Consider the following 15,990-nt stretch of genomic DNA (forward strand, 5'->3'; position numbering starts at 1 on the left):
ACTGTGGCGGGACAAAACGGACACCATCTTTGTGCACACGTTCACAAACGCATAGCCTGGCAGCCAAAGCCCAGCTTCACCCACAGGAGCACCGTGGCAATCGGCCGATCCACCCCCAAGTCCTCGCCCCCCAGCCCTGCCGACGGAGGCTCCATGCGCCGCACCCCTGTGGGACGCCAGACCCGTGCTCGCGGCATCCCCGAGGCCACCGTCGCCCGGCTGCCGCTCTACCTGCGGGCGCTGACCGCGCTCTCCGAGCGCTCGGTCCCCACCGTCTCCTCGGAGGAGCTGGCCGCGGCCGCCGGGGTCAACTCCGCGAAGCTGCGCAAGGACTTCTCCTACCTGGGCTCCTACGGGACCCGCGGGGTCGGCTACGACGTCGAGTACCTCGTCTACCAGATCTCCCGCGAGCTGGGCCTCACCCAGGACTGGCCGGTCGTGATCGTCGGGATCGGGAACCTGGGCCACGCGCTGGCCAACTACGGGGGCTTCGCCTCCCGCGGCTTCCGGGTGGCGGCGCTGCTGGACGCCGACCCGAACGTGGTCGGCAGCACCGCGGCCGGCCTCCCGGTGCGCCACATGGACGAACTGGAGTCCATCGTGGCGAGCCAGCACGTCTCCATCGGCGTGATCACCACTCCGCCCGGCGCCGCCCAGCAGGTCTGCGACCGGCTGGTCGAGGCCGGCGTGACCAGCATCCTGAACTTCGCGCCCACCGTGCTGAACGTCCCGGACGGCGTGGACGTGCGCAAGGTGGACCTCTCCATCGAGCTGCAGATCCTGGCCTTCCACGAGCAGCGCAAGTCCGGTGAGGAGCCGGAGGAGGGCCCGATAGAGGAGCCGCCCGTGCGTGAGCGCACCCCCGGCCCGGTCCGCGCGGCCGCGGCCAAGCTGCGCCGCGCCGCGGGCGGCGGCAAGGACACCAAGGGCGACAGCGACCGCCAGGCGGTGCTGCCGGCATGAGTCTGCTAGTCGTCGGTCTGAGCCACCGCACCGCGCCCGTCACCGTTCTGGAGCGCGCTGCCCTCACCGGCCAGACCCCCACCCGACTGCTGCACGACGCAGCCGCCACGGCCACCGTCTCCGAGGCCGCGCTGCTCAACACCTGCAACCGGATCGAGCTCTACGCGGACGTCGACAAGTTCCACGCCGGCGTCGCCGAGCTCTCCCAACTGCTCGCCGAGCACAGCGGCGTGGACCTGGAGGAGCTCACCGCGCACCTCTACGTCCACTACGAGGACCGCGCCGTGCACCACCTCTTCTCGGTCGCCTGCGGCCTGGACTCGATGGTGGTCGGCGAGGGCCAGATCCTCGGCCAGCTGCGGGACTCACTGGCCCGCGCCCAGGAGGAGCACACCGCCGGGCGCGGCCTCAACGAGCTGTTCCAGCAGGCCCTGCGGGTCGGCAAGCGGGCGCACAGCGAGACCGGCATCGACCGGGCCGGGCAGTCGCTGGTCACCTTCGGCCTGGAGCAGGTCGCCGCCGGTGCCGGCGAGGTGGCCGGCAAGCGGGCCCTGGTGGTCGGCGCCGGCTCGATGAGCTCGCTGGCCGCCGCCACCCTGGTCCGGGCCGGGGTGGGCGACCTGCTGATCGCCAACCGCACGCCGGAGCGGGCCGAGCGGCTCGCCGCCCAGCTCGACGCCGGGACCGTGCCGCTGGCCGAGGTGCCCGCGACGCTGGCCGAGGTCGACCTGGTGATCTCCTGCACCGGCTCGCCCGGTGTGGTGATCACCGCCGACCAGGTGGCCGCCGCCGTGGCCGCGCGCACCGCGCCCACCCCGCTGGCCTTCCTCGACCTGGCGATGCCGCGCGACGTGGACCACGCGGTGCACGGGCTGCCGGGCGCGCTGCTGGTCGACCTGGAGTCGCTCTCCCAGGCCGACGCCGCCACCCCCGGCGCCGGCGACGTGAACGCGGTGACCGGCATCGTCGCCGAGGAGGTGGCCGCGTTCGGCGCGGCCCAGCGCGCCGCCCGGATCGCCCCCACCGTGGTGGCGCTGCGGGCCATGGCCTCCGAGGTGGTCGGCGCCGAGTTGGCCCGCCTCCAAGCCCGACTGCCCGACCTTGACGACCGGTCGCGCGCCGAGATGGCGCAGACCGTCCGCCGGGTGGTCGACAAGCTGCTGCACGCACCCACGGTGCGGGTCAAGCAGCTGGCCGCCGAGCCCGGCGGAGCCTCCTACGCGGAGGCGCTGCGCGAGCTGTTCGACCTCGATCCCGGTGCGGTGCACGCCGTGTCCGGTACCCCGGTCGGTCCCCAGGCGCAGCCCGCCAGCGGTAGTCTCGCGGGCGGAGCGGCCAGATGAACCATCCTCATCTCCACCAGCACGACCAGGACGAAAACGCTATGAATGGTCAACTGAGCATGCGGCAGGGCCAGTTGGACGCCGAAACGATACCGCTGCGGCTGGGCACCCGGCGCAGCGCGCTGGCGCTGGCGCAGTCCGGCATGGTGGCCCGCGACATCACCGAGCGCACCGGCCGCCCGGTCGAGCTGGTGGAGATCACCACCTACGGCGACACCTCGCGCGAGCACCTGGCGCAGATCGGCGGCACCGGGGTCTTCGTCTCCGCGCTGCGCGACGCGCTGCTGGCCGGCCGGATCGACCTCGCCGTGCACTCGCTCAAGGATCTGCCGACCGCCGCCCCCGAGAGCCTGCTGCTGGCGGCCGTGCCGCCGCGCGAGGACGTCCGCGACGTGCTGGTCTCCCGGGAGAACCTGGAACTCGCCGAGCTGGTCGAGAAGATCCAGGACCGCCCGGTGCGGATCGGCACCGGCTCGCCGCGCCGGATGGCCCAGCTGAACGCCTGGGCCCGGGAGCACGGCGCCGCGATCGAGACCGTCCCGATCCGCGGCAACGTGGACACCCGGATCGGCTTCGTGCACTCCGGCGAACTGGACGCGGTGGTGCTGGCCGCCGCCGGCCTGCACCGGCTCGGCCGGGGCGCCGAGATCAGCCAGTACCTGGCGGCCCAACTGATGCTGCCGGCCCCCGGACAGGGCGCGCTGGCCATCGAGTGCCGCGCCGACGCCCCCGAACTGGCCGCCGCCCTCGGCGTGCTGGACCACCCGGAAACCCGGGCCGCCGTCACCGCCGAGCGCGCCCTGCTGGCCGCGCTGGAGGCCGGCTGCTCCGCGCCGGTCGCCGCGCTGGCCCAGGCCGGCGGCGAGAACGAACTGCGGCTGGAGGGCGTGGTCGGCACCGCCGACGGCGCCACCCTGCTGACGATGTCCACCACCGGACCGCTCGCGCTGGGCGAGTCGGCCGAGCAGTCGGCGCGGGCCATCGGCCTCGCGCTGGCGGCCCGGCTGCTCGACGGCGGGGCGGCCGGTCTGATGGGGGAGCGAGCCTGATGAGCCCCACCAACGCCACCGCCGACCGGACCGGACGCTGCACCTTCCTCGGTGCCGGCCCCGGCGACCCCGGCCTGCTGACGCTGCGTGCGGTCGAGGTGCTGGCCACCGCCGACGTCCTGGTCGCCGACCCGCTGACCGCCGCCGCCGTGCACAGCCACTGCCCGGAGGCCGTGCAACTGCACAACCCGGTCGCCCTGGACAGCGATAGCGCCGAGTTCGACGCGGCCGCACTCACCAAGCTGATCGCCGAGGCCGTCACCGCCGGCAAGCACGTGGTCCGCACCGTCGACGGCGACCCGGGCCTGGACGGCAGGGCCGCCGAGGAGATGCTGGCCTGCGCCAAGGCCGGGCTGCCCTTCGAGGTGATCCCGGGTGTCGCCCAGTCGGTCGGCGTGCCGGCCTACGCGGGCGTCCCGCTGCGCGGCAGCAACGGCGCCGACGTGCGCTTCGTGGACGGCTCGGCGCTGCTGGCCGGCTCCCTGGTCGACCTCGGCGCGCCCGAGACCACCCTGGTGGTCCGCACCACCCTGGGCCAGCTGCCGGCCACCGCCGGCGCCCTGGTCAACCACGGCCGCAAGCCGGACGCGCCGCTCTGCGCCACGCTCTCCGGCACCACCACCCGCCAGCGCACCTTCACCTCGACGCTGGCCACCATCGGCGCCGACCTGAAGGCGGCCCGGGTGCTGCCCGCGCCGGTCTCCGCCCCGGTCGACCCGAACACCTCGGTGATAGCCGTGGTGGGCGAGCAGGTCGCCCACCGGTCCTCGCACTCCTGGTTCGAGACCAAGCCGCTGTTCGGCTGGAACGTGCTGGTGCCGCGCACCAAGGAGCAGGCGCACGGCCTCTCCGAGCAGCTGCGCTCCTACGGCGCGGTGCCGCAGGAGGTGCCGACCATCGCCGTCGAGCCGCCGCGCACCCCGCAGCAGATGGAGCGGGCGATCAAGGGCCTGGTCACCGGCCGCTACGAGTGGATCGCCTTCACCTCGGTGAACGCGGTCCGGGCGGTCCGGGAGAAGTTCGAGGAGTACGGCCTGGACGCCCGCGCCTTCGCCGGCATCAAGGTCGCCGCGGTGGGCGAGACCACCGCCCAGGCGCTGATCGACTTCGGCGTGAAGCCCGACCTGGTGCCGTCCGGCGAGCAGTCGGCGGCCGGGCTGCTGGAGGACTGGCCGCCCTACGACCCGGTGTTCGACCCGATCGACCGGGTGCTGCTGCCGCGCGCCGACATCGCCACCGAGACCCTGGTCGCCGGCCTGGTCGAGCTCGGCTGGGAGGTGGACGACGTGACGGCCTACCGGACCGTGCGCGCCTCGCCGCCGCCGGCCGAGACCCGCGAGGCGATCAAGGGCGGCGGCTTCGACGCGGTGCTCTTCACCTCGTCCTCGACCGTGCGCAACCTGGTCGGCATCGCGGGCAAGCCGCACAACGTCACCATCATCGCCTGTATCGGTCCGGCCACCGCCAAGACCGCCGAGGAGCACGGCCTGCGGGTCGACGTGATGGCGCCCGCGCCGTCCGCCTCGGCGCTCGCCCAGGCGCTGGCCGAGTTCGGCGCCGGCCGCCGGGACGCCGCCACCATGGCGGGCGAGCCGGTCTACCGGCCCAGCGAGCGCCGGCCTGGCTCCCGTCGCAAGGCGCGCTGACACCTGGATTCGTAAGGACGTGGAGGAGTCATGACGTTCCCCGCCATCCGGCCCCGCCGGCTGCGGACCACCCCGGCGATGCGCCGGCTGGTCGCCGAGACCCGGCTGCACCCGGCCGAGCTGATCCTGCCGGTCTTCGTCCGGGAGGGCATCAGCGAGCCGGTGCCGGTCAGCTCGATGCCGGGCGTGGTCCAGCACACCCGCGAGACCCTGCGCAAGGCCGCGGTGGAGGCGGCCGAGGCGGGGATCGGCGGCATCATGCTGTTCGGCGTGCCCGAGCACAAGGACGCCACCGGCTCCGCGGGCACCGACCCCGACGGCATCCTGCAGCAGGCCATCCGGGACGTGGTGGCCGAGGTCGGCGACCGGCTGGTGGTGATGTCCGACCTCTGCCTGGACGAGTTCACCGACCACGGCCACTGCGGGGTGCTGGCGGCGGACGGCACGGTGGACAACGACGCCACCCTGGAGCGCTACGCCGAGATGGCCGTGGTGCAGGCCGAGGCCGGGGTCCACCTGGTCGGCCCGTCCGGGATGATGGACGGCCAGGTCGGCGTGGTCCGGCGGGCCCTGGACGAGGCCGGCCACCAGGACGTGGGCATCCTCGCCTACACCGCCAAGTACGCCTCCGCGCTCTACGGCCCGTTCCGGGAGGCGGTCGCCTCCTCGCTCAAGGGCGACCGCAAGACCTACCAGCAGGACCTGGCCAACGGCCGGGAGGCGCTGCGGGAGCTGGAGCAGGACATCGCCGAGGGCGCCGACCTGGTGATGGTCAAGCCGGCGATGCCGTGCCTGGACATCCTGCGCCAGGTCGCCGACGCCTCCCCGGTGCCGGTGGCGGCCTATCAGATCTCCGGTGAGTACTCGATGGTCGAGGCGGCCGCCGCCAACGGCTGGATCGACCGGGACCGGACGATCATGGAGACCCTGACCTCGATCCGCCGGGCCGGCGCCGAGCAGATCCTGACCTACTGGGCCGTCGAGGCGGCTCGGGCACTCTGACCGAACGGGTGAGGGGGCGTCGGCCGTTCGGTCGACGCCCCCTCAGCCATGCTGCGCCTCAGCCCATGTGGTGGTGACCGATCCACGCCAGGTCGCCGCCCTGGCCGCCGGCCTCCTCGTCGGTGGACCACTGGAAGAACTTCCAGTGGTCGTGCACCTCGCCGGTGGTGGCGAAGCCCTCGCCCCAGCTGGCCTCGAACGGGTCCTCGGCGCTGACCACGCCGCCGCCGATCCCGCCGACCGCGACGTGCGCACAGGCGGCGGTGGCACCCAGGCCGACCATCATCAGCGCACCGGCGGCCACCGCGCTAGCCCGGCCCAGCATCTCCTTCATGAGCTTCAAACCTCTCTTCTGAAGCGGTACTTGACGGCGGGAGAGTCCGCCACCGAACAACGGAGCGGGGCTGGCCGGAGTGCTCCGCCAACCCCGCTCGGGTACTGCTCCGTCGGGTCAGGTACTGCTCTGGAGGGTCAGGTGGCGCCGGGGTGACGCAGGGTCAGCCGATCAGGTGCGACAGCGCGCCGTCACCGGTGGTCTGGGTGGTCTGGCCCACGTTGCACTGCTGGACCTGCTGCTGGTTGAGGACCGGGATCTCGGCGTTGACGTCGATCAGGCCGATCTGGACGTGGTCGATCCGCGGCAGGCAGATGTTCGGGTTGTCCAGGGCGTGGAAGTTCGGGCTGTGGTCACCGATGGTGCCGGTGTGGTTGGTGCCGCCGTCGCCCTGGATCGAGGCGGCCGAGCCGTCCGCGTCGGCGATGGCGAAGGACGGCGCGGTGGCCATCGCGAGGGCGGCGGTGGCCAGGCCGGCGGTGGCGAAGACCTTCTTCAGCATGGGTGCTCTCTCTTGCTGTGTGATGGGGTGCTGCGGAACTGGGCCACCGCTGGCTGCGATGGGTGGTGCGGTGAAGCCGGAAGGGTGACCTGACGTCCGATCAGCCGATCAGGTGCGACAGCGCGCCGTCACCGGTGGTCTGGGTGGTCTGGCCCACGTTGCAGATCTGGTGCGGCTGCTGGTTGCCGATCGGGACCTCGGCGTTGACGTCGAGCAGGCCGAGCTGGACGTGGTCGATCTGCGGCAGGCAGATGTTGGCGTTGTCCAGGAAGTGGAAGTTCGGGCTGTGGTCGCCGTAGGTGCCGGTGTTGTTGGTGCCGCCGTTGCCCTGCAGGCTGACCGCGGAGCCGTCCGCGTTGGCGATCGCCGAGGCGGGGCTGACGGCTGCGCCCAGCGCGGCGGCGGCCAGGCCGGCGACGGCCAGGGTCTTCTTGATCATGGGGGTTCCTCTCTGGATTACTGCGGCGCTACGTCTTCGGACAATCCGTGCGGGCGAATTGGCCTGTGTCCATGGCCGCCGCGCACTTTCACGGTTTATTCGAGCGACCTATTCGGTACTGGGATCGCCACCGACAGGATCTCCGGCTGCCGGGCGATCGGCCATCCGAACCGGCCGTGGTGCGGCGACACCGGTATCAAAGAACGGCGGCCGGGAAAGTTACGCGAGGCAGGGCGGAAAAATCACCCGACAGCCCGTTCGGGCGCTCATGGCGGTCGTATTAATACTCCGTGCGGGCTAAGCGCCCCTGACCCGCGCCCACCTGTGCGCCCTCGGCTCGTTGAAGCAGTTCGGGGTGTTGCCCTCATTGCCTCACGAGATCGGAACAGAGAAGACGATGAAGCTGTCCAAGCGGAGCGGTGCGACGCTGCTGTTGGCGGTCGGAGCGTCGGCGATCGCGGGCCAGGCGGCGGCCGGCGCCGCCCCGGCGGCGCCGGTGACCCCGGGTCAGGTGGCCGAACTGGAAAACGGGCTGGCGACCAAGACCATCCCGCTGCGGGTGCCGCTGGAGACGGTCACCCGGTACGCGCCGATGCTGCCGCTGGGCGGTGACATCCAGGGCACGCTGCCCGCCTCGCCCGTGCTGCCCCCGGCGCCCGCGTCGCAGGACCAAGCGCAGCAGGGCGAGCAGGACGTGATGCCGGACCAGATCGTGCCGGCGCTCAACTTCACCAGGGTCGGCCCGAGTCTGGACACCGCGCTGCCGCTGCCGACCCTGGTCGACGGGGTGCGCCCGGGCGAGTTGGGCCTCGACGCGCCGCAGTCGCCGCTGCACGCGATCGGCCCGGCGGTGGGCGTGGGGCACCCGCTCACCTACACCAAGGGCGCCGACGGGCAGCCGCAGGCCGGCTCGCTCGCCTCCGGCGACCTGGACCCGCGCCTGATCCCCGCCGCGGTCTCCATGGTGCCCGGGGCCAAGGCCAGCCTGGGCGGCCCGGACCGGCACACCTCGGTGGTCGAGGCCGGCAAGAGCCTGCTGGCCACCGGTTCGGCGGCGCTCTACGAGGCGACGCACGACCAGGACTGATCGCCCGTCACGCCACCGCCGTCGGGCCCGGTGCGCACCGCGCGCACCGGGCCCGACGGCGTGTCGGCGCAGCGGCGCCTCAGTGCCCCGGCAGCGCGCCCAGCAGCATGCCGACCACCGGCAGGTCCTTGGCACCGCCGCCGCCGCTGAGCGAGCCGGTGGCCGCCGTGGTGGAGACGTGCGGCACGCCGTTGTCCGGCTCCAGCGACAGCGCGTTGTTCAGCGGGTCGGCAGCCGACTTGGCGAACGGGTCGAGCCGCAGGTCCTTGACCGGCCCGAGCACATAGCCGGTGGTGCCATTGAGAGCCCCGAGCGCCGGGCCGACCTGCGGCTGCTGCAGGGCGGCGGTGGGCGTCGGGAGGCTCGCGGCGGCGGCGGTGCCGGCGGCGGCCGGGGTGAGCAGCAGCGCGGCGCCGATCGCGGCCAGCGCGCCGGCGGCGGTGGAGGTGGGGGTCAACTCTGGTCCTCTCGCGGGTGGGTGGAGATGCGGCGCTGCCCCCCGGACCGGCAGTCCGGGGGGCAGCGGGCGCACGGGACGAGGACTGCTCAGCAGTCGTCGTCGTCGTCGCCGTGGTGGTGGCGGGTGTCGTTGTCGACGTGGGTGTCGTTGTTGATGCAGGTGTTGCCGAACGCGGGGTTCAGCAGACCGATCACGTTGACGCTGTCACCGCAGAGGTTGATCGGGATGTGCACCGGAACCTGGATGGCGTTGCCGGAGAGCACGCCGGGGGAACCGACCGCGGCGCCCTCGGCACCCGCGCTGGCCAGCGCCGAGCCGGCGGAGCCGAGCACGATGCCGGCGGCGGCGGTGGACAGGATCGCGATCTTCTTCGCGCCCATGGGACCTCCTGTGGGTCTGAGCTGTGGAGCCGAACTGAGGCCGGCTCAGACGGTGGTGTCGTTGTTGATGCAGGTGTTGCCGAACGCCGGGTTCAGAACGCCGATCACGTCGATGGTGTCGCCGCACAGGTTGATCGGGATGTGGATCGGAACCTGGATCAGGTTGCCGGAGAGCACACCCGGGGAGCCGACCGCGGCGCCCTCGGCACCCGCGCTGGCGGCGGCCACACCGGCGCCGCCGAGCAGCAGGCCGGCGGCCGCGGCGGACATGACCAGAGTCTTCGAGAACTTGCGCATGGGGGTATTCCTCCGTTGATTGCCCAGGGCGGATATCCCTGGCCTTTTTCCCGAGCGGGAAGGTTTCCCGAGGCGGTTCGTGAAAGCGCTTCGGGAAGGAGAACGACGATGCGGCGGCGCGGAAACGGGTGGCGGCGAGGAACATCACCCGATCGCTACCGAAAGGCCCTCGGTTCGTACGAACGGGTGGTTGCGGACAGTCGACCCGCAACCAGCTTGCCCGGTCATCGTTTTGCCGGTCACGCACGCATCGTGCTCAGCAACAAGGAGACTGAAATGAGCGTCAAGAAGGCTGCCGCTGTCGGCGCCGCCGTGGTCGGCATCGTCGCCGCGGGTGCCGGTTCCGCCATGGCCAGCGCGGGTGCCGAGGGTGTCGCCGCGCACTCCCCGGGTGTGCTCTCCGGCAACCTGATCCAGATTCCGGTCCACGTCCCGATCAACGCCTGCGGCCTCAGCGTCAACGTGGTCGGTCTGCTGAACCCGGCGTTCGGCAACACCTGCATCAACAACGACACCCACATCGACAACGACTGAGTCGGCTGCGCCAAGCCGCCGTCCACCGCTCCTCCTCCTGAGGCGGCCCGGGCGGCGGCTTCGTGCTGCCTGGCGGATGTGAGGGATCCTCAACTTCCACTGCTGAAAACCTTGTTGACTTACTTGTCAGTACCTAGCATGTGGCTTCGCTCACTCGCACCACTCCGACCCCCACTTTCGAGGAGTACTGCGTGATCAGCAGAGTCAGACACCGAACCCCCACCGCCGCGCTCGCCGTGGCCGGCCTGCTCGCCGCACTCGGCCTGGCCGCCGGCACCCCCACCGCCCAGGCCGCCCCCGCCCACCGCGCAGCGCCTCGAGCCGCACTGTCGCCGGCCGTCGTGTCGCTCGGCGACAGCGCGATATCCGGCGAGGGCGCCGGCACCGACACCAGCGACGGCTACTTCGCCGGCACCGACGGCCCCACCGACTACTGCCACCGGCACCCGCAGTCGGAGATCTACGACACCGGACTGTCCGGCGTCACCGCGATCGACCTCGCCTGCTCCGGAGCCCAGACCGGCGACCTGGTCAGCGACCCCGCGCTGGCCGCGACCACCGGCGGCGGCAGCGGCGACTTCGGCGAGCCCAAGCAGGACGTCCAACTCGCCCAGGCCGCAGCCAAGTACGACGTCAAGATGGTCGTCATCACGATCGGCGCCAATGACGACCTGAACTTCAGCGGCATCATGGAGAGCTGCCTCGGGCAGTACTTCCCGATCCCGCAGTCCCAGGGCTGCCGGGACACCATCGGCAGCGCCGCGATCACCCAGCGGGTCGCCAAGGTGATCCCCAAGGTGACCGCCGCGATCACCGACATCCGCGGCACCATGCGGGCGGCCGGCTACCCGGACGGCTCCTACCAGCTGGTCTACCAGTCGTACTTCACCCCGATCACCCCCGACATCCGCAGCAACGACTACGCCACCAAGGTCGCCCAGGGCTGCCCGGCCTACCCGGAGGACATGGCCTGGGGGCACAACTGGGTGGTGCCGACCTTCGACGACGGGCTGCGCCGGGCCGCCGAGGCGGTGCCCGGGGTGCGCTTCCTGGACCAGCGCCGGGTCTCCTACGGGCACGAGGTCTGCGCCGAGTACACCACCTCGCCGTACGAGTACACCAACGGCGATGTGATCGACCTGTCGGAGAACACCCGCAACGGGTGCGACTACTCGATCGGCATCCTGTCGCTCTGCGAGGACGAGATCCGCCAGTCGTACCACCTGCGGGTGGCCGGCTACCGGGGCGAGGGCGCCTGCCTCGGCGCGTTCTACAACGAGCCGGCCCAGCAGGAGGCCTACTGCACGCTCGACCAGGGCGACGGCACCTCGCTGCTGCCGCTGACGGCCGGTCAGCCGTTCGGCGACCAGCCGACGGACGGCGCCTGGTACCAACTCACCAACGCGGCCGATGGACAGGTGCTCGACCTGGCCGGCGGCGGCACGTACGGCGACAGCACCAACGGCCGAGCGGCCATCAGCTATCCGGCCGACGGCGGCCTCAACCAGTCCTTCGTGTTCGAGGCAAAGCCGGGCGGCGCCTACGAGTTGGACTTCAGCGGCAACCGCGCCATGTGCCTGGACGCCACCGGCGCCGCCACCACCCCCGGCACCCGGCTGGAGCAGTGGGGCTGCGACGGCGGCGCCAACCAGCACTGGCTGGTCGAGCCCGCCGGCAACGGCAGCTACAAGCTGGCCGACTCCCAGGACCCCACCGAGGTGGCCACCCTGAGCGGCGACCGCGACGCCCAGGGCAACCCGATCGTCGAACTGGCCGCCGACAGCGGCTCGGCCGCCCAGCAGTGGCAGCTGACCAAGCTCGGCATCGTCTACCTGGGCTGACCCCGCACCACCCCGTCGAACTGGGGCGCTACCGTAGGCTGGTGATCACGACAGCACGCCTGCGGTTGCGCCCCCTCACCCTCGCCGACACCGACTGGTGGGTGGAACTGCACAGCGACCCCGAGGTCAACCGGTTCGTCGGCGCCTACACCCGCGAGCAGGCCACCGCCCGGCTCACCGCCATCGAGGAGCAGTGGCAGACCCGCGGCCACGGCCTGTGCGCCGTCGAACTCGCCGCCACCGGCGAGCAGATCGGCCGCAGCGGCCTCAACCACTGGGCCCAGTTCGACGAGGTCGAGGCCGGCTGGACCTTCGCCCGCGCCCACTGGGGCCAGGGCTACGCCGCCGAGGCCGCCCGCGCCGTCGTCGACTGGGGCTTCACCACCCTCGCCCTCCCGCGCATCACCGCCATGATCCACCACGGCAACACCGCCTCCACCGCCGTCGCCGCCCGCCTCGGCTTCACCGTCCTGCGCGAGGACACCCTCGCCGGCCGCCCGATCACCGTCCACGCCCTGGACCGGGACTGAGCACCGCATCCCGAAGGAACAGCCCTGCGCGGCACCGGACCTGACCGCTGATCACTACGGTGGGACCTCACCGCACCCGGGCGCCGAGGCCGACCGCGCCGAGGCCGGCGTCACGGGCCTGGACGGCCACGGCGGTGCGGTCGTGCACGTCGAGCTTGGTGAAGATCCGGGAGACGTAGTTGCGGACGGTCTTCTCGGCGAGGAAGAGCCGGTGGGCGATCTGCTGGTTGCCCAGGCCGTCGGCGATCAGGCCCAGGATCTCCCGCTCCCGGTCGGTCAGGTCGGCGAGCCCGGTCGGCGCGGGCGGATTGCGGACGGACGAGACGTAGCGGCTGAGCCGGGCGGCGACGGTCGGGCAGAAGGCGGCGCCCCCGCTCGCCACCAGCCGGATCGACTGGAGGAGTTCCTCGGGCGAGCCGACCCGGGTGAGGTAGCCGTGGACGCCGACGCGCAGGGCGGCGACGATCCGGTCGTCGTCATCGTTCTGCGACACCACGATGATCCGGGGCCGCGACTCCTCACCGCGGTACGCCGCGACGATCCGCTGGACGTCCTCGAAGACGGTGCGCGCCGAGGCCGGTTCGCCGAGGATGACGACGTGCGGTCGTGAAGCGCTGCGCTCCAGGCAGCGGAACGCGTCGCAGCGGGGCATCGCGCGGCCGATCAGGCTGACCTGCTCGTCCTGCTCGACGATCGCCTCCAGGCCGGCGAGGGCCACGGGGTCGTCGCTGAGAATGAACAGGTTGATTGTCCGTGCCACCTCGCTGAAGCCTCCCACGGAGCATTCTCGTCGGATTCGTTGGTGTCCGCACGGTCGGGACGGGACGGGACTCCTGCCCCATGTCGGTGGGACATGTGGCGCCCTAGCCTGGCTAGTGGTTCCGGCCCGCAGCGCCGGGCCGGAAACCTCCGTTCGACCCGACCGAACCCGGGAGGTACCCATGTCGTTCACGGTCTACGAGCGCCCCGCGCTCCAGGAGATCGGTGATTTCGAAGAGCTGACCACGTGCGTGCCGGTCGGCAGCTGCAACGACATCTGCGGCTGGCAGGCCCCGATCTGTCTGTTCTGACTCCAACCCGTGCCGGTGCGCTTCGACGCGCCGGCACTTTTCCGCCGCACGGGCGGATGCGAACGCCCGTCCGGGACCGGGTCGGGACAAGTGCCCCATGTGGGTGGGACCTGCGCGGGCTTAGCCTGTCAACTGGTTCCGGTCCGAACTGCCGGGCCGGAAACCTCCGTTCGACCCGACCGACCTGGGAGGTAGCCATGTCAGTCGCGGTCTACGAGCGCCCCGCGCTCCAGGAGATCGGTGACTTCGGGAAGCTCACCAAGACCCTGCCAGTCGGCGATTGCACCGACTTCCAGGGGTTCTACTCCTACATCTGCCTGTACTGACCCCGACCGGTGCCGCTGTGCCCAGCACACCGGCACCGTCCGTTGAACGAGCGCGATGGTGAGGCGACATGGAATTCACCGTGCTTCCGGACAGCCCGGCCGGCGCCGCCCTGGCCCGCGAGCTGTGGGCGCCCCAGCGCATCGACCACGGGTCGGGCCGGCCCTGGATCCTGGGCGACTGGCCCGCCGCCGAGGCCACCGTGGTCGAGGCGGGGGACCGGCGCCTGGCGGTACTGGGCCGCACCCGGCTGGACCCGGCGGCCGCCCGGGCGGCGCTCGGCCGGATGAACTCGCTGCACGACGCGGACACACTCGCGGCCCGGTTGCCCGGGGTCTGCCATCTGGCCGTCTCGATGGACGGCCGCACCCGGATCCAGGGTTCCGTCTTCGGTGCGCGGCAGGTCTTCAGCGCCGTCGTCGACGGCGTCACCGTGGCGGCCGGCTCGGTGGCACCGCTGCTGGCCCTCACCGACGCGGGCATCGACGAGACCCTGCTCGCCGCCGCCCTGCTCGCACCGGGCGGCGCACCCTGGCCGATCGCCCAGCGGCCGGTTCGCCGCGGCATCGACCCGCTGCGAACCGGGCACTGGCTCCGCCTCGACCCCGACGGGCGGTCCCGGCAGGTCCGGTGGTGGCGGTTGCCGCCGGCGTCGCTCTCGCTCGCAGAAGGGGCGCGGGCCCTGCGCGCGGCACTGACCGAGGCCATCGAGGTGCGAGTGGCCGCGGCCGACCGGGTCAGCGCCGACCTGTCCGGCGGCCTCGACTCCACCAGCCTGTGCTTCCTGGCCGACGCCGCCGGTGCCGACCTGATCACCTATCACATCACGCCGAGCGACACCGTCAACGCGGACACCGGATGGGCCCAGCGGGCCGCCGCCCTGCTCCCCGGGGGCCGGCACCACACCTTCGCCGCCGACCGGGCGGAGAACCTGTTCGACGTCGGCTACTCGGCCGAGCATCCGAACTCGACCCCCGAAGGCCCGGCGAACTGGGCCAACGGACTCCCGCACATCCGGGACCTGGCGCAGCGGGCCGTGCTGGAGGGCGCGACCCTGCACCTGACCGGCTTCGGCGGCGATGAGCTGTTCGGCCGGCTGCCCGTGAACGCGTGGTCCCTGGTCCGAGCCCGACCGCTGTACGGCCTGGTGGTGGCGAACCGCTACCGGCTGGCCAGCCGCTGGCCGCTGGGCGCCACGGTGCGCGGACTGGCGAACCGGTCCGGCTTCGCGGAACACCTGCGCGCGGCCGCCGCGCTGATCGACACGCCGCCCCGGCTGCCCGAATGGCCCGAGCTCGGCTGGGTGCCGGCGCCCCGGATGCCCCGCTGGGCCACGCCGGAGGCGGTGGCCGCGGTCCGCCGGCTGCTCGTCTCGACCGCCGCCCAGGCCCCCGAGCCGTTGGACGCCGACCGCAGTCGGCACCAGGCCCTGGTCTCGCTGGTCTGGGAGGGCGCGACGATCCGTCAGGTCAACACCCTGCTGGAGGGAACGGGCATCACCTGGGACGCGCCGTACCTCGACGACCGGGTGGTCGCTGCGGCGCTCGCCACCCGGATCGACGGGCGGCTTGCCACCGGGCGCTTCAAGCCGCTGCTGACCGAGGCGCTGCGGGACGTGGTCCCCGCCGAGCTGCTGGCCCGCACCGACAAGGGCGAGTACAGCGCCGAGTCGTACCGCGGCCTGGCACGCAACCGGGCCCGGCTGCTGGAGCTCTGCGAGGACTCGCGACTGGCCCGGCTCGGTCTGATCGACCCGGCGGCACTGCGTGCGGAGCTGCTCGACCCCCGGGCGCGGTCCCAGTACCTGGCGCCCATCGAGGCCACCGTGGCCGGCGAAGGTTGGCTGCGATCGCACGACGGGACGGTGCGAGCCGCGTCCCGCAGGACCGTGGGAGACCCCAGATGAAGCTCAGCCTTGCCCGTGACGTCACCCTGACGCCCATCGAGACCGGAGCCGTGCTGCTCGACGGGCGGCACGGCCGGTACTGGAAGCTCAACGGATCCGGTGCCGCGGTGCTGCGCGGCCTGCTCGACGGCGACGCACCCGAGGCGGTCGCCGCGGGCCTTACCGCCGGCACGGAGGTGGCCGACGACGAGGCCTGCCGCGACGTGTGGGCCCTCATCGAGGCCCTGAGCTCGGCCAGACTCGTGGAGGTCGGGTCATGAGCGAGCGTTGGGGGCACTCCCGG

General features: G+C 72.4%; 20 protein-coding genes. 13 read left to right on the plus strand and 7 right to left on the minus strand.

Annotated elements, in window-relative coordinates; genetic code table 11:
- The first annotated feature begins 153 nt into the window (after nt 1–153).
- Genes E6W39_RS25065 through hemB form a run of 5 tightly spaced genes read left to right on the plus strand, consistent with a single transcriptional unit; the run spans nt 154 to nt 6,003 of the window.
- Complete coding sequence (locus E6W39_RS25065) at nt 154–963, plus strand: redox-sensing transcriptional repressor Rex (RefSeq protein ID WP_141635455.1); 810 nt, start codon at nt 154–156, stop codon at nt 961–963.
- On the plus strand, nt 960–2,306 hold the full coding sequence (locus tag E6W39_RS25070) for a glutamyl-tRNA reductase (RefSeq protein WP_141635456.1): 1,347 nt from the start codon (nt 960–962) through the stop codon (nt 2,304–2,306). Before E6W39_RS25065 ends, E6W39_RS25070 begins: the two co-directional genes overlap by 4 nt.
- A gap of 41 nt (nt 2,307–2,347) precedes the next feature.
- Nucleotides 2,348–3,355, plus strand: coding sequence for a hydroxymethylbilane synthase (gene hemC, locus E6W39_RS25075; protein ID WP_228718351.1), 1,008 nt, complete (start codon nt 2,348–2,350; stop codon nt 3,353–3,355).
- Nucleotides 3,355–5,001: a bifunctional uroporphyrinogen-III C-methyltransferase/uroporphyrinogen-III synthase gene (locus E6W39_RS25080; RefSeq protein ID WP_141635457.1), complete on the plus strand. Its 1,647-nt coding sequence runs from the start codon at nt 3,355–3,357 to the stop codon at nt 4,999–5,001. Before hemC ends, E6W39_RS25080 begins: the two co-directional genes overlap by 1 nt.
- Before the next feature lie 30 nt (nt 5,002–5,031).
- Complete coding sequence (gene hemB / locus E6W39_RS25085; protein ID WP_141635458.1) at nt 5,032–6,003, plus strand: porphobilinogen synthase; 972 nt, start codon at nt 5,032–5,034, stop codon at nt 6,001–6,003.
- 58 nt (nt 6,004–6,061) lie between these two features.
- Here hemB and E6W39_RS25090 read toward each other — a convergent pair whose 3' ends face one another.
- The 3 genes from E6W39_RS25090 to E6W39_RS25100 form a co-directional block, all read right to left on the minus strand.
- Nucleotides 6,062–6,337, minus strand: coding sequence for a hypothetical protein (locus E6W39_RS25090; RefSeq protein ID WP_141635459.1), 276 nt, complete (start codon nt 6,335–6,337; stop codon nt 6,062–6,064).
- A gap of 163 nt (nt 6,338–6,500) precedes the next feature.
- Entirely contained in the window at nt 6,501–6,839 is a 339-nt protein-coding gene (locus E6W39_RS25095) for a rodlet layer protein (RefSeq protein WP_141635460.1), read from the minus strand.
- 100 nt (nt 6,840–6,939) lie between these two features.
- Nucleotides 6,940–7,278, minus strand: a complete 339-nt coding sequence (locus tag E6W39_RS25100; protein WP_141635461.1) for a rodlet layer protein — start codon at nt 7,276–7,278, stop codon at nt 6,940–6,942.
- Between the two features lie 397 nt (nt 7,279–7,675).
- Here E6W39_RS25100 and E6W39_RS25105 point away from each other — a divergent pair, with 397 nt between their 5' ends.
- The gene (locus E6W39_RS25105) at nt 7,676–8,365 is read left to right on the plus strand and encodes a hypothetical protein (RefSeq protein ID WP_141635462.1); all 690 of its coding nucleotides are present in this window, start codon (nt 7,676–7,678) and stop codon (nt 8,363–8,365) included.
- Between the two features lie 79 nt (nt 8,366–8,444).
- Here E6W39_RS25105 and E6W39_RS25110 read toward each other — a convergent pair whose 3' ends face one another.
- From E6W39_RS25110 to E6W39_RS25120, 3 genes are all read right to left on the minus strand, one after another.
- Nucleotides 8,445–8,822 carry a hypothetical protein gene (locus E6W39_RS25110; protein ID WP_141635463.1) on the minus strand — a complete coding sequence of 126 codons (378 nt, stop codon included), beginning with the start codon at nt 8,820–8,822 and terminating at the stop codon, nt 8,445–8,447.
- A gap of 89 nt (nt 8,823–8,911) precedes the next feature.
- The gene (locus E6W39_RS25115; protein ID WP_141635464.1) at nt 8,912–9,205 is read right to left on the minus strand and encodes a chaplin; all 294 of its coding nucleotides are present in this window, start codon (nt 9,203–9,205) and stop codon (nt 8,912–8,914) included.
- A gap of 45 nt (nt 9,206–9,250) precedes the next feature.
- The gene (locus tag E6W39_RS25120) at nt 9,251–9,502 is read right to left on the minus strand and encodes a chaplin (protein WP_141635465.1); all 252 of its coding nucleotides are present in this window, start codon (nt 9,500–9,502) and stop codon (nt 9,251–9,253) included.
- A 276-nt stretch (nt 9,503–9,778) separates the two neighbouring features.
- Here E6W39_RS25120 and E6W39_RS25125 point away from each other — a divergent pair, with 276 nt between their 5' ends.
- The 3 genes from E6W39_RS25125 to E6W39_RS25135 all read left to right on the plus strand — a co-directional run bounded on the left by E6W39_RS25125 (nt 9,779) and on the right by E6W39_RS25135 (nt 12,407).
- A complete protein-coding gene (locus E6W39_RS25125; RefSeq protein WP_141635466.1) occupies nt 9,779–10,036 on the plus strand; it encodes a chaplin in 258 nt (85 codons plus the stop codon).
- A gap of 191 nt (nt 10,037–10,227) precedes the next feature.
- The gene (locus E6W39_RS25130) at nt 10,228–11,877 is read left to right on the plus strand and encodes an RICIN domain-containing protein (RefSeq protein WP_228718352.1); all 1,650 of its coding nucleotides are present in this window, start codon (nt 10,228–10,230) and stop codon (nt 11,875–11,877) included.
- A gap of 41 nt (nt 11,878–11,918) precedes the next feature.
- The gene (locus tag E6W39_RS25135; protein WP_141635467.1) at nt 11,919–12,407 is read left to right on the plus strand and encodes a GNAT family N-acetyltransferase; all 489 of its coding nucleotides are present in this window, start codon (nt 11,919–11,921) and stop codon (nt 12,405–12,407) included.
- Between the two features lie 67 nt (nt 12,408–12,474).
- On the opposite strand, the gene E6W39_RS25140 is transcribed toward E6W39_RS25135, so the two are convergent.
- Nucleotides 12,475–13,167 carry a response regulator transcription factor gene (locus E6W39_RS25140; protein ID WP_181799445.1) on the minus strand — a complete coding sequence of 231 codons (693 nt, stop codon included), beginning with the start codon at nt 13,165–13,167 and terminating at the stop codon, nt 12,475–12,477.
- A gap of 181 nt (nt 13,168–13,348) precedes the next feature.
- Between E6W39_RS25140 and E6W39_RS25145 the strand changes: the two genes are divergently transcribed.
- The 4 genes from E6W39_RS25145 to E6W39_RS25160 all read left to right on the plus strand — a co-directional run bounded on the left by E6W39_RS25145 (nt 13,349) and on the right by E6W39_RS25160 (nt 15,967).
- Nucleotides 13,349–13,477: a lasso RiPP family leader peptide-containing protein gene (locus E6W39_RS25145; RefSeq protein ID WP_141635469.1), complete on the plus strand. Its 129-nt coding sequence runs from the start codon at nt 13,349–13,351 to the stop codon at nt 13,475–13,477.
- Between the two features lie 197 nt (nt 13,478–13,674).
- Nucleotides 13,675–13,803 (plus strand): lasso RiPP family leader peptide-containing protein, encoded by a 129-nt coding sequence (locus tag E6W39_RS25150; protein ID WP_141635470.1) that lies wholly within the window; start codon nt 13,675–13,677, stop codon nt 13,801–13,803.
- Nucleotides 13,804–13,871: 68 nt separating this feature from the next.
- Nucleotides 13,872–15,707: a lasso peptide isopeptide bond-forming cyclase gene (locus E6W39_RS25155; RefSeq protein WP_141635471.1), complete on the plus strand. Its 1,836-nt coding sequence runs from the start codon at nt 13,872–13,874 to the stop codon at nt 15,705–15,707.
- Nucleotides 15,704–15,967, plus strand: a complete 264-nt coding sequence (locus E6W39_RS25160; protein ID WP_141635472.1) for a lasso peptide biosynthesis PqqD family chaperone — start codon at nt 15,704–15,706, stop codon at nt 15,965–15,967. The genes E6W39_RS25155 and E6W39_RS25160 overlap by 4 nt, the downstream gene beginning before the upstream one ends.
- Nucleotides 15,968–15,990 lie beyond the last annotated feature (23 nt).

This window comes from Kitasatospora acidiphila (assembly GCF_006636205.1).
Classification (GTDB): Bacteria; Actinomycetota; Actinomycetes; order Streptomycetales; family Streptomycetaceae; genus Kitasatospora; species Kitasatospora acidiphila.

Excerpts from the sequence above, each read along its gene's own strand:
- E6W39_RS25065 (WP_141635455.1), top strand. The coding sequence starts at position 154 with ATGCGCCGCACCCCTGTGGGACGCCAGACCCGTGCTCGCGGCATCCCC.
- E6W39_RS25070 (WP_141635456.1), top strand. The coding sequence starts at position 960 with ATGAGTCTGCTAGTCGTCGGTCTGAGCCACCGCACCGCGCCCGTCACC.
- hemC (WP_228718351.1), top strand. The coding sequence starts at position 2,348 with ATGAATGGTCAACTGAGCATGCGGCAGGGCCAGTTGGACGCCGAAACG.
- E6W39_RS25080 (WP_141635457.1), top strand. The coding sequence starts at position 3,355 with ATGAGCCCCACCAACGCCACCGCCGACCGGACCGGACGCTGCACCTTC.
- hemB (WP_141635458.1), top strand. The coding sequence starts at position 5,032 with ATGACGTTCCCCGCCATCCGGCCCCGCCGGCTGCGGACCACCCCGGCG.
- E6W39_RS25090 (WP_141635459.1), bottom strand. The coding sequence starts at position 6,337 with ATGAAGGAGATGCTGGGCCGGGCTAGCGCGGTGGCCGCCGGTGCGCTG.
- E6W39_RS25095 (WP_141635460.1), bottom strand. The coding sequence starts at position 6,839 with ATGCTGAAGAAGGTCTTCGCCACCGCCGGCCTGGCCACCGCCGCCCTC.
- E6W39_RS25100 (WP_141635461.1), bottom strand. The coding sequence starts at position 7,278 with ATGATCAAGAAGACCCTGGCCGTCGCCGGCCTGGCCGCCGCCGCGCTG.
- E6W39_RS25105 (WP_141635462.1), top strand. The coding sequence starts at position 7,676 with ATGAAGCTGTCCAAGCGGAGCGGTGCGACGCTGCTGTTGGCGGTCGGA.
- E6W39_RS25115 (WP_141635464.1), bottom strand. The coding sequence starts at position 9,205 with ATGGGCGCGAAGAAGATCGCGATCCTGTCCACCGCCGCCGCCGGCATC.
- E6W39_RS25120 (WP_141635465.1), bottom strand. The coding sequence starts at position 9,502 with ATGCGCAAGTTCTCGAAGACTCTGGTCATGTCCGCCGCGGCCGCCGGC.
- E6W39_RS25125 (WP_141635466.1), top strand. The coding sequence starts at position 9,779 with ATGAGCGTCAAGAAGGCTGCCGCTGTCGGCGCCGCCGTGGTCGGCATC.
- E6W39_RS25145 (WP_141635469.1), top strand. The coding sequence starts at position 13,349 with ATGTCGTTCACGGTCTACGAGCGCCCCGCGCTCCAGGAGATCGGTGAT.
- E6W39_RS25150 (WP_141635470.1), top strand. The coding sequence starts at position 13,675 with ATGTCAGTCGCGGTCTACGAGCGCCCCGCGCTCCAGGAGATCGGTGAC.
- E6W39_RS25155 (WP_141635471.1), top strand. The coding sequence starts at position 13,872 with ATGGAATTCACCGTGCTTCCGGACAGCCCGGCCGGCGCCGCCCTGGCC.
- E6W39_RS25160 (WP_141635472.1), top strand. The coding sequence starts at position 15,704 with ATGAAGCTCAGCCTTGCCCGTGACGTCACCCTGACGCCCATCGAGACC.